General features: G+C 31.2%; 11 protein-coding genes and 1 pseudogene. 3 read left to right on the top strand and 9 right to left on the bottom strand.

The genetic code is table 11. From position 1 onward, the window contains the following. Positions 1 to 362: 362 nt before the first annotated feature. Positions 363 to 1,638 (bottom strand): annotated as a pseudogene (locus tag ABE34_RS14435) (IS110 family transposase). A gap of 910 nt (positions 1,639 to 2,548) precedes the next feature. Here ABE34_RS14435 and ABE34_RS14430 point away from each other — a divergent pair. The 3 genes from ABE34_RS14430 to ABE34_RS14420 are packed head-to-tail and all read left to right on the top strand — an operon-like array spanning position 2,549 to position 3,562. Beyond that, the gene (locus tag ABE34_RS14430; RefSeq protein WP_197143233.1) at positions 2,549 to 2,839 is read left to right on the top strand and encodes an Arm DNA-binding domain-containing protein; all 291 of its coding nucleotides are present in this window, start codon (positions 2,549 to 2,551) and stop codon (positions 2,837 to 2,839) included. Positions 2,840 to 2,873: 34 nt separating this feature from the next. Then, on the top strand, positions 2,874 to 3,071 hold the full coding sequence (locus ABE34_RS14425; RefSeq protein WP_197143232.1) for a hypothetical protein: 198 nt from the start codon (positions 2,874 to 2,876) through the stop codon (positions 3,069 to 3,071). Next, complete coding sequence (locus tag ABE34_RS14420) at positions 3,071 to 3,562, top strand: site-specific integrase (protein WP_346655567.1); 492 nt, start codon at positions 3,071 to 3,073, stop codon at positions 3,560 to 3,562. Before ABE34_RS14425 ends, ABE34_RS14420 begins: the two co-directional genes overlap by 1 nt. A 128-nt stretch (positions 3,563 to 3,690) precedes the next feature. Here ABE34_RS14420 and ABE34_RS14415 read toward each other — a convergent pair whose 3' ends face one another. The 8 genes from ABE34_RS14415 to ABE34_RS14375 all read right to left on the bottom strand — a co-directional run bounded on the left by ABE34_RS14415 (position 3,691) and on the right by ABE34_RS14375 (position 11,947). After that, positions 3,691 to 4,788 carry a hypothetical protein gene (locus ABE34_RS14415; protein WP_197143230.1) on the bottom strand — a complete coding sequence of 366 codons (1,098 nt, stop codon included), beginning with the start codon at positions 4,786 to 4,788 and terminating at the stop codon, positions 3,691 to 3,693. Positions 4,789 to 4,797: 9 nt separating this feature from the next. Next, the gene (locus tag ABE34_RS14410) at positions 4,798 to 5,457 is read right to left on the bottom strand and encodes a hypothetical protein (protein ID WP_197143229.1); all 660 of its coding nucleotides are present in this window, start codon (positions 5,455 to 5,457) and stop codon (positions 4,798 to 4,800) included. 32 nt (positions 5,458 to 5,489) lie between these two features. Beyond that, complete coding sequence (locus tag ABE34_RS14405; protein ID WP_197143228.1) at positions 5,490 to 6,851, bottom strand: hypothetical protein; 1,362 nt, start codon at positions 6,849 to 6,851, stop codon at positions 5,490 to 5,492. A gap of 330 nt (positions 6,852 to 7,181) precedes the next feature. Continuing rightward, positions 7,182 to 7,940 (bottom strand): DUF2290 domain-containing protein, encoded by a 759-nt coding sequence (locus tag ABE34_RS14400; RefSeq protein ID WP_197143227.1) that lies wholly within the window; start codon positions 7,938 to 7,940, stop codon positions 7,182 to 7,184. Next, positions 7,933 to 10,095 (bottom strand): DEAD/DEAH box helicase, encoded by a 2,163-nt coding sequence (locus ABE34_RS14395; RefSeq protein ID WP_197143226.1) that lies wholly within the window; start codon positions 10,093 to 10,095, stop codon positions 7,933 to 7,935. The genes ABE34_RS14400 and ABE34_RS14395 overlap by 8 nt, the downstream gene beginning before the upstream one ends. A gap of 310 nt (positions 10,096 to 10,405) precedes the next feature. Beyond that, the gene (locus ABE34_RS14385; RefSeq protein WP_197143224.1) at positions 10,406 to 10,588 is read right to left on the bottom strand and encodes a hypothetical protein; all 183 of its coding nucleotides are present in this window, start codon (positions 10,586 to 10,588) and stop codon (positions 10,406 to 10,408) included. A 189-nt stretch (positions 10,589 to 10,777) separates the two neighbouring features. Continuing rightward, positions 10,778 to 11,290, bottom strand: a complete 513-nt coding sequence (locus tag ABE34_RS14380) for a hypothetical protein (protein WP_197143223.1) — start codon at positions 11,288 to 11,290, stop codon at positions 10,778 to 10,780. A 30-nt stretch (positions 11,291 to 11,320) separates the two neighbouring features. Next, the gene (locus ABE34_RS14375; RefSeq protein WP_197143222.1) at positions 11,321 to 11,947 is read right to left on the bottom strand and encodes a recombinase family protein; all 627 of its coding nucleotides are present in this window, start codon (positions 11,945 to 11,947) and stop codon (positions 11,321 to 11,323) included. Positions 11,948 to 12,209: the final 262 nt, after the last annotated feature.

Here is a 12,209-nt window from a genome sequence, read left to right as displayed (position 1 = left end):
AATGTTGATATATCAACGGTTTGACCCGTTTTTAAAGTGGTGAAAAATATTTTTTCACCAATATTACATATAATGTTTTCTAGTTTTTCAATACATTGTCATTTGGTGAGTACGCTTTGCTAAAGCTAATTCATCAAAATTAACTTTAAATTCCATTATATGATGCACTAATGGATCTCTGCGATGCTTATGATGACGTACCCTCCCATGTCTCTTGGCGTCCTTGCGCATTACATTCCTTCGTTCGGTCTATTCATAAGGCAGAGGCTGGCGATGCTCCTTTAGGGACTCAAAGTCGGATGGAATAAATAATGCCGGCTTCTCCGTGTCATCCTTTTGTTGTAGGTCGAGCTTTGATGTTGCTAGGCTGCCTCTACGAGACAATAAATATCTTTTATCATGTGATTCACATCAAAATACACTCTCTTCTTGCACAAAGTGTGTAAAATCTTCAGTAACTTTCCACACAGTACGACAATCGATTGCTTCTTTCGAAGGGGATTGATAGTGAGTGTAGTAATATTCATGTAATTTCTTAAAAGCTTCGTTGTGACGAAGTAACGGCATCATGACTCGAAATAACAGAGCCCGTAACTTTCTTCTTCCTCGCTTGGATATCCGTTTTTGTCCTTTGCGTTGCCCAGAAGAGTTTTCACGCAATGTGAGTCCCGCTAGTTTGATTAATTGGCGTGGATGTTCATAGTGTGTGAGTGAACCGACTTCTGAAAGTAGCTCGACAATCGTTACGTCGCTTATGCCTGGGACGGAATTTAAGTACTCATAGTCCGTCATTTCTTTCGCTATTTCGGTTAGCTGTTCTGTTAATGTTACTAGTTGGCTTTGCATCAATTTGTACTGTGTGAGAAGTGTGGCGATTTCTATTCGTGCCATCACGAGTCCCTCTGTCAGTCCAATGGAATGCTGTGCTACCTCAACTAATTGTTTCGCTTTTGGTAGCTGAGGCGATTTCATACCTTCGACTTGGCGATATAAAAATAATAGTTCCTCGGGTGCCTTCCCTTGAATATCGCTTGGTAGTGGCGTCATTTCAAGCGCCGCATAAGCCATTTTTCCGAAGTCTTTGAACACCATCGTAAATTCCGGAAAGAAACGATCAATCCAACGAATGATACGATTTTGTAAGGCATTTAGATCTTCTTGGATTTTGGACCGTAACGTTGCACCGTTTCGTAATTCAGCTTCTACGTTTTCTAGAAGGCGCGGATAGCTGAAACGCCCATCACGCAATAAGCGTGCAATGACAAGGGCATCCTTTTGATCATTTTTCGTTTGAAGATTGTCATCCAATTCTTTTGAACGATTGACATGATGAGGATTAACCATGACAAATGGAATCCCGTGTGCACTAAGATAAGCAGCGAGATTCATCCAATAATGACCAGTCGGCTCGAAACCGACTAACACTTCGCTTTTTTCATGTGCAGCACGTAAAACAAGTAATCTTTCATAAAAAGCATCGAAACCTTCCCTTGATTGAGAGAAAGGGAACGATTTTTGGAGCACGCGTCCTCTCTCATCAACCGCGCATGCGTAATGTGTACGCTTGGCAATGTCGATACCAATGACGAGCGTTTTTTCAGTAACTTGATTAATCTTTTGGTTCGTAATAGAATTCATAAATGGGGTTCTCCTGTGTGATAATGGGTCAATTTAGGCGTTGACACTCATGCATCATACAAGAGGACTTTTTCTTTTTCAAGCCCCTGAAAATCCTTCTAACAGGAATGCTCCTTTTGTTTTTCTTAAAATCTATTCCCTACTATTCGCATTTGGCTGAATACCGTTTCAAGTGCTTCATCTATCGGCATACCTTTGCTTTTTCGCTGAACTTCCTGTATTTCCATCATTTCTATCACTTCACCTTCAACAGCAAAAATGCATGCTTACGCTTCCTACTTGACATAAAAAAGCCTCCTAATTGTATTATTAGAAGGTCTACGAACAGTTCAATTATGTTATTTTTCCATAGGGATAAGAAAAGGGATATTGCCCAAGAGTTCAACTCCCGTTCAATATCCCCAATCTCAAAAATCATTGATATGACTACGTTTGTAGCCTCTTTATGTATGGAGACGGCGGGAGTCGAACCGACTGCCTCATAAAATGCTATAATACCAACGTTTTTAAAGGTTTATAACTGCTATTTTAAATGTTTGATTACGTATTTGACTACGTTTAATTAAAAATATAAGTTGTGGGGGCATTTAACATATTTTAATTTACATCTCTTTTTTCAAAAATTATATCAAAAGAAAGTTTCTAAGATCCTTCTGTTAGATTTCAACATTTTTATCTTAAAATAAGTTACTTCTATGATAGTTATCAATACGGTTACAAAAATAAAAAAGCCTAGAAACGCTGGAAAATCAACGTCTAAGCTTTTTATTTTACTATTCCAACTATAATAAACTAATCAAAAGATAAAACAATGAGATACTGATTAAACTCTATTTATCTAATGTTTACTTTATACATAAAATAATATTAAATCCATTTCGATTGGTATGACATAAAGGATTGATGTGATATGGCAAAAATCACTGGTGTCTATAAAGATAAAAATTCGAGGAAATGGTACTACTCCGTTTCCCTCGGCTTTGATGCCGTGACAGGTAAACGCATTCGAAAAGTACGCAGAGGATATAATTCTCAAAAAGAGGATTATGAGGCAAAAACTGCCGAATTAAAAGATGCTCAGGACATGGGGCAAATTTCAAATAGTAATATGGATTATAATACGTTTTTGGAGCAACTTTTCATTCCAGAATATAAATCCAAAGTACAAATAACAACATTTGAAAATCGAATGCCTGAATAGTTTAACTGAACAACATTCTCAAAATTATTCTAGGATGGTTTATGGTATCTTTCCTCAAACACTTGAAAAGTCTATAAATATTGGTATGATTAAACAAAATCGTGCTAAACAAGTTGGAACGGTACCAAAAGAAAAAGTTAAAGTGGAGTTTTGGACAAAAGAAGAATTCGAAAAAGTTTTATCTACTTTTAACTTAGATGACCTGACCATTATGAGCATTATTCATTCGTAATTGTTTGGTTATATTTTATGACAGGACTACGAGTAAATGAGGCTACTGCTTTAAGATGGAAAGAAGAAGTTGATTTAGAAAAAGGCACTATTACAATAAATCATTCTTTACGTCTTAAAAATAGAAATGATTGGAGCTTAGGGCCTACGAAAACAAAAGCAGCATTACGTACAATTGCAATTGATTCTGACACTATTTCTATTCTTAGGGCATGGAAAAAACGTCAGGAAGACATAACAAATATTGAACTTGTACTTTCTTACGATGGGTCTCCTACATGGAAATCAACTATCGCAAGAATAATAAGTCGTCATGCAAAATTAGCAGGTGTTAAACCTATACAAGCAAAAGGCTTAAGACATTCTCATGCTTCATTTTTAATTAATGAATATAATGCTAATCCATTAATTATTAAAGATCGTTTAGGACACGAAGATATAAAAACAACTCTAAGCACTTATTCACACTTATACCCTAATATTAACTTTTAATTGCTAATAATCTGAGTGGGGCAATCAATTATAAGACTTCAAGAGTTAAAACAACGAAATTTCATAGGAATCAATCTTTTAAATATTAAATAAAAAAGACAATCTTAGTATTTCTAAGATTGTCTTTTTTATTTAATATTAAGTTTTTCTAAATCAAAATCTTCATTCATTTGTTCTAATCTATTCATTTCTATATCTGGCTTTTCTTTATCAAATATAATTTTTCTGAAAGGCATAAAAGATTTTAGATCGTTTTGTATCTCAATACTCAACTTAAATTTTGCAAACACATTTTTATCAGCAGTGTAAAACGTTACATCTGCCATATTACAATCAGAGTTTAAATAGCTACTAAATTCTGAATGTCCAATGATATCTACTGTTGAAGTTTGAGGTTGAATATCTTCTATCTCATGCTCACATTTAAAATATAATTTATAGTCTAGACTGCCTTTATTATAAAATTTATAAATTGCATAATAATTTTTCCATGGGATTTCTTGCTCTAAATACAAATCTTTCATTTCTTTATCATCATCATATTTCGTATAAAGAGTTAAAATAGGTCCTGTTTTTAAAAAAAGTTCACTTAAATCTGCATTCTGTGAATGTAGAAAAGGTACATCTATTTTCTGTTTACTTTCAGGAAGAATCATCTTACCTGAAACTCCTTTTGATTCTGTAATATACGCTATAATAATACTAATACCTGATGTTATTACCCAAAACATCACTGGTAAAAAGAGAGATAAAATATCTGTCATAACATTAATATCAACGAACCATTCAAAAGAAAATATTTCCTTAAATGACCATAATTTATAATTACTATAATGACTTAAAGATAGCACCCAAAATAAATTTATGAATAGAGTGGTTATAGAAAAAACCAAAAAAAATACTTCTAAACTATACTTCCATTTATTAGTAACAACATCATATATATAATGTTTTATTTCTTGCTTATCCCAACTATACGGTCTATAAAATTGTTTTGTAGATTGTACATTTTTAAATATTTTCTTATCAAATAATATTGTTAAGTAAAGTACACCAAACGCTAATATGCTCGTTATAGCTGTTACAACCCAGCTCAGATATGATAATTGAGTATTGACTTTCGAAACAATTTTTTCTGAATCTATCGATTCCTCTTGAATGAATATAAAAAATATTAGAGGAAGAAAAATAACAATAATTAAATAAATAACTTTTAAAATTTTCATATTTAGCCTTTAGCTTTGCGTTTTTTTAGATAAATCACATATAAAGTTTATTATATTTTTACTTTTAATATTATCTGGTAAAGATATAACTGAAGACGTATCTAGATAATATGTTAGATCAAACATAACAGACTTTAATGTAACAGATACTAATTCTTCATACTCATTTTCACTCTGTATTATATACTTCAAATATTCAACATTTAGCTTTTCCCCTGAGATTTTTTTTACGTTCTCCGGACTATCAGATAATGCAAAATTCCTAATTTCAACTGCCAATACATTATCAAGCAACTTATTATTTAAAACTTCCTTCTTCCATAAATCATAATAGGATATCTTCTCTATCTCTGCGTCGTATTTCCCTCTGAATTTATTGCTAAAATACGTAATACAACTTTCAGAGTCGCTGAAAATAGCTAAACGCTGATATTTACTAAAGTATAAAGATTTAACTTCATTAAAAATAGGTTTTGAATATTTTTCAGATATTTTCAAACGGTCAATCCAGTTATATGTTAGTAAATAGATACCTTCTTGAATTATTTCTATTTCAAACCTCTCGAAAAATTCAGAAGGTCTCTTCTTCGCTGATAATTGATTATTTAATTTAATTTCAAGATCATTTGAAATTGTGCTATATATTAAAAAGCTATTAAATAATTTCAATTAGAACACCTCCTAAATTTCCCGACAGCTAATTACTCATTTTTTGATGATTTTCCTTCTGTTTGTATATTTTTTTCTAGCTCTTCAGTTTGATTAGACTCTTCAGTTTCTTCAAAATCAGCACCAGTAATTTCATAAATTTTCTTCAAGTTTGAATCCTGTTCACTAATACCTATAGCTTGAAGCAAAACTTCATTATTATATGCTATATTATATACCTTTTCAAGAGAATTATCATCTAAATCTTCGGATATTTCACCAACTAAATTTGCCAGCAGTTCATTATTAATAGACATTAGTTCTTCCACTAACTCATAAACAAATGTATTCGCCTTTATAAAAGTCTCTCTTATTTTTGCTAATAGCTCATTAGTTTCTTTTAAATCTTTGATACCATTTATACACATATCAATATATTGAGCCTGTAGATTATCCATAATTTCTGAACTCAAGTCACCTGTTTCATAAATAACTATTTTTAAATGATTATTTTCTTTACCTTTAAATGTAAAATCAGCTTTAAAACTAGTTTGTTTATAAACAACTTCTAACTTAAATCTTTCAATAGAGCTCCCCATAGTAACATATTCACATGCTAATTGTGATGAAATGATATCTTTACCATTTAAAGTAACGTTTTTAATTCCCGCATTTTGTGCGCTTACGGCTTTACTATTATTCTTAAATTTTATTTCCTCAAATTTTGCTTCGAATCCGTCATTAGATAATCTATTATATACAAAATCTAACACTAGAGCCGTTATAAAGTCTGCGTTATCAATTTGAGAAGCCTGCGAAAACTTTGGTTTTAATAAATATGTTTCTAATGGCCATTTTAAATATTCTTTAATAAACTCTTTACAAACATCATTGATGATCTCATTTCCAGCATGTATAGACAACTTTTCTCTTGTTTTATCAAAGCTAACTTTTATTTTTAAAAGACCTGAAAGTCCGTCAACGTTTAAAGCACCGTATTTCCATGCTTCATTATATTCTTTCACTTCCAATTCAAATTTAATGCTAGTATCTAATTCTTGTATATCTTGAATAGTCATTTGATATTTGTTTTTGTAAGTGTAGTTTTTACAATTTACAGGTAAGTATTTCTGAGTATCTTCCCATTTATTAATACTATTTACTTTTAAACTGTACGTATAGACAGGAAAACCTTGTGTTCTAACTATTGCAGCAGTTTCGAGTAAATCTTGAATAGTCAGAGCCTGATCTAGAAGATTTTCAATTTCCATAAATTTATCTTCTAATGCTTTTTTTGATCTTAGCTGTTTTTTTGTAGGTGTCCAATCAGGGAAATACTTTTTAATTGTAGCAATATTAGTTTCTATATTGCCCTTGTCAAAAACTCCTTTTAAAATGGTTTTGCTATCCCTCATCTTAAATCACCCTTTTTAATTAATAGAATACTTAGTACTATCTTCATTTTAAATCAACAGGTATATTTTTACTACTAAATCCTTCAAAAAGTAACTCATGGTATCAAATAAGGTATTATTAAACAAAAAACTCAGCAGAAACCTTATTAAATAAGGCTCTACCAAGCTTTTTACATTGTTATTTAACTATTCCCACTCAATTGTTGCTGGTGGCACCGATTGCGTAGTAATATGGTTATAAATATATGGTGACTCTAAATTATCACACCATTTGTTCATTCAATTGTAGCAGGTAATAGATGAGTTACTTAAACCATTTATATTTAATTCTTAAATTAACTTTAATAAATAACTATTCATCTCTACTTCAGTTAAAACATCTTCAAATTCTGTTAGCTGAGTATATGATTGTTGTTTTTGTTTTCTATACCTTAAATATGAGGTCAAGTCCTGCATTTTTTCTTGATGGAGAGTCTGCCAATCTTTATTGTAATTAGAAAACAAAACTAAATCGACGAAATCTGATAAATAGGGTAATTTATTTGCCGCTAACCTAAAATCATTATTTAAACCAATATGAATATGACATCTTGGATGAGTTAGTTCAGTAAAATCAGTGGGACTAGCAGAATAATCTAAACGCATATAATTTGAGTGATAAGCAAAATCTTGTTCTAAATCTATTCTCAGTTGCCCCCACAAATCAAGTTGTTCTTCCTCAGATAATTTATCCGCTTTTAAAGCTTCTAGAATATCTGCATCATATAGACCAGGATTAGGATAGAAATTTAAATTCGCTTTATTAACGTATATTTGTCTATCTTTTTCACTTTTTATAAAATCATATTTCACTTGAATAAAGCTATGATCTTTAAATAAAAATAAGTATTCATTGTTATTGTAAAATTTCAAAAAGTTTTCAACATAAGTCTTATCTTTTTGAATTTTAGGTCCTTCTAATTTACTCGAAATACTGTATTGTTTACAACATCTATCTGAAAATGTAGGATTATATATCAACGAATGTTCCATAAGCATTGCAATGGTACTCTTTATATCAGCTTTTATTAAGTCATATAAGTTAGTCATCTTCTTCAGATAACTCCTTCAACTTTTCTATGCTTTCCTTACTTAAAAACATTTTAAACGCTGACAAATCCCCATTTTCTATTAATTCGTTAATTATATCTGCTCTATTTTGTAATTTTTCAACTTTCTTATTATCAATTGCTAACAAATTCAACTCTTTAATGTCATCGAATTGTTTACGGTCTGGGAAAATAAAATTAAACTCGCCTCTTAAAATATCATTATACATTTTGTTAAATTCAATACTAAAATCTACCCCAGTCTCTTTATTGCTAGAAATGAATATCCAACCCTTAGATCTTGTAATTGATATGAAAAGCATATTCCGAAGAATCCTTTTTTCATATAAATTTTTTTCATTTAATGCTTTCTCACATCCTATGACAAAAACCACTGGTACTTCATTTCCTTTAGCTCTTCTTACAGTTGTTAAAGTAACACTTTCTTCTTTAAAGAAATCTCTAGCTCCATCTACTATTCCTGGAATTGTACTTAATATTTCATTTCTATAAAGTATTCCTTGTAAATCTGATAACCTTGCTTTTGCATAGTTATAAATATCAACAACCATTATATCTTCTGGTCTTACTTTCTCGACTTCAATTAGCTCTTTTATTTTTGCAGCTACAGTCTCTATCTCTTCTTGGTATGAATTAAAAGTGTTAACATTTAAAATGGGATATTTACTATATTCTTTTACAGGATTGTTCGGACTATTTTCTATTGGTCGGATAATTTTCACTCTTTTTTCATAGTTTAAATCTCCCTGCACCTTAAATCCTAAAGCATTCCAAGTTTTTTCTTCTTTTATCATCTGAACAATTCCATCTTCCGCATATAAACCAAAGCCAAACGCCAAAGCTGTAAGTAAAACATCTTTATGATTTCGATAAGATTTCTTTAATATATAGTCATTCTCTTTATTCAGCTCTACCTTATCCGTCCCATCTCCATTTTGTCCAAACAATTCTTGAGCGTTTGGAATTTTTACTTCATTAGTAGTTTGTAAATCATCATATGCCCATATAATATTCTTTGGTTTTTTCGTTACCTTTTCTACCAATTTAAAGAAGCTTAAAGGTAAATCTTGCGCCTCATCAATTAATACATGGTCATATTCCTCTTTTAAGTTAAATCTTAATAACCTTTTACATGCTTCATCAAATTTTTCTTTTTCAAACTTTAAATCCCAAACAGTTAAAGGGGTAATCCCATTTGATAAACATATATTGTAATAAAACCCAGGACCAGTGGTCTTACCACCCCAAGCATGAATTATCTCTAAATAATCGGGGTCTAATCTTTCTCCAGTTAATTTCCCATAATATTTATTCACTAACTCTGTAACTTGCTTATATAAGCTATGTGTAGAAAAAACGTAAGCTATCTTTTGTTTTCTATTTTTTCTGTGCAACCTAGCTGCCTTAATTGACAGAATAACCGTTTTGCCACTACCGGCTAATCCTCTTATTCTCTGAGCACCTTCCGTGATTGTCATACTTGCATCCAATTGATCTTCATCAAATAAATTTATACTTTGATTGTTGTAAGCAATTGCATCTCTTAAGTTCTCTAAAGGGGTTTCTACTATGTAATTATTTTCCTTATTTAGAATATTTGACTTTTGAATTACACTTATTAGTTTCTGCCAGTCTTCTTCTTCAAATTCAGCTTCAGGCAAACTACCTTTCAAATCATATGTTCTATATTCGGAAAACAATAAAATAGTTTTGCTACGTTTTATCTCATTTTTCAAGATTTCCTTGTCAACAAATGGCATGATAGCAATACGAGTAAAAGGAATTTCTGAATATATTTCGTTAGTTGGTAAATCAATATCATTTTTAAATTTATAGCAATAATCTTCAAAACCTAATAATTCATTCCTTACCTTCTTACCATTTTTTATCCAGAACTTATCATTAATTTCGAACAAATTATCATTATTATAATCGTATACCTTAATTATTATTACTCCATATTTCTTAGAACAAAGCGTAAATGTAGGTAAAGTGTTTGATGTTGTCCAATAATCGGGCTCTTTGTAGTATCCTAGTATCTCCTCATCTTCAAATATCTCTTCTAGACGGATTTTAACTTGTTGTGCGACAGCATCGTTCCTATATTCCACTTTATCATATATTTTTATCTCCATTTATTATCTCCTTATTAATAAACTCTTTTACAAATATCTTAACCATATTTGTCATAAGTTATCAATTCATATTTAAAATTTGTTTCGTATGTTAGAATACGTTTCTTCCTTCATATCAATAATAATCCGTTTCACTTCTTTATCATTAAATGTCAAGATGAGTTTCTTTTCTTCCTCCAAGCTCTTTATTCGTCTAAGTGGATTTGCCATTTCATCAATGAACTCTTCATCTATTAAATAGTTGAAGAACACCTTTAACGTTGCGATATTGTTATTGGTGGTTATAGACTTTTCGTTTCCTAGTTGCTGTCTATGCTGTATTCTTAATGTTTATTGGTTGAAAATCTTCTACTTCCAATCTGCGTAGCTCATCTTTTATAAGCTCCGCCCACCTTGTAAGCCGCCAAATACACATCTCTACATGCTTCAGTTTTCGTCCTTGTATTTGTTGATTGAGTTTAAAATCATCTATCAGCTCCAAGATTTTCGTCACAAAAAAAGACTCCCTTTCATTCAAATAGTGTGAATCAAAGAGAGTCTTTTTTTTTTGAATTAGAGTTGTTGAGGGTGACACAAAATCACTCATAAAACACCTTACAAACGCGTATTATTAACGCTTTAGAATCTCGACTTAAAATACGAAGTTGCTTCTGTAAAGTGCTTTTAGACATCAAATTTATCATCACATTTCTTCAAAAGACCAAATGACTTTTTTTTCGCCATCCAAATTTTTAATCTTTGATAAGCTAATAGAAGAGAAAACGCCTTCTGCTAATACTTCAGATGTTTCTGTATTAATGGGTTCACAAATTACAAAGGCATCTAATACCCCTTGTCCTATTTCATCATGGCTAATTGAATTTATGTTAGGGTCATTTCTTACTCTGTTTATAAATACATACGCTCGCCTCATCATCCAATACTTTTTATTTTGAGCATACTTGACCATACCCCGTGAGTGGAAGATGTGAAATACTGTTCTCCCTAGCATTGCTAAACCATCAACTATCAATCGATCTTGAGCATCCATCTCTGTTTCCTCAATATGATTTAAGTTATAATAATAGGTTTTCAATACCCTATTTTGATATTTATATGTGTCAATGATGCTACGTGAGAGTGATAGTCTACGCATACATTGTACAGCTCTTAAATTTTCTAATGGTAATACACTACCTGTGTTACTCTCTTCCATACAATACTCCTTTCTAATCCTGTATTTAGACTACGATGTTTTTTGTTGTTCTCGGTATTTTTTAACCTTTGTATAGAATGTTGATTTTTTCATTTCAACTTTTATCATGAATTCTTTTGAAGTGATAACGCCCTTTACCCATAGTTTATACAGATGGCTCCAATCAGGAGGATATTCAATAATAGGTCTTCCTAAATGCCTACCCTTTGCTTTTGCTGCTTCAATTCCTTCACGCTGGCGCTGTAGGATTGTATTTCTTTCTTGTTCAGCGATAGAAGTATAGACCTCGATTAGTATATTATTAACCATATCAGCAACCCAATCTTGTTCCGGTGGAAAGTCATGCATAGTTGTCGGAATATCAATTATCTTTATTCGAATTTGTTTGTTTCTTAACTTTTCAAGATACTGTTTAATTTGATGCTTATTACGACCAATCCTATCAATTGACTTTACGTATAAAGTATCCCCAGGTCTCATAGCACGAAACATTTCTTGAAACCCCTTACGCTGCATGTCTTTCCCACTAGCTTTATCACAATACAAGTAAGGTTTACCACTTTCATCTAAAGATACGAATTTCATCAAAATATCCTCTTGCCTATCTTGATTTTGAGCTGTCGTACTAACCCTCATATAGCAAAAATTCAAACCCATACTAGCACCCCTTTCTTATAAGTGTTCGTATGTTAGCGTACTAATGCAAAAAGTACAAATCTTTTTTAGACGTTCAAAAAGTTTTATATTAAGATTTTTTTAGACCTTGTATTATAAAAAAATAAGAAGTCCCAAAAGGTATACCTTTTGAGAACTTCTTATTTTTTTAGAAAGACTAGTAAATGGAAATTAAATAATTAACCATACAATAAAAAAGCAATTTTTAGGCAAGTTTATTATAAATTAATTTCACTAGAACACA

Origin of the sequence: Lysinibacillus sphaericus (genome assembly GCF_015844675.1) — a bacterium.
GTDB classification, from domain to species: domain Bacteria; phylum Bacillota; class Bacilli; order Bacillales_A; family Planococcaceae; genus Lysinibacillus; species Lysinibacillus sphaericus_E.
This window is presented reverse-complemented; position numbering and strand designations above follow the sequence as displayed.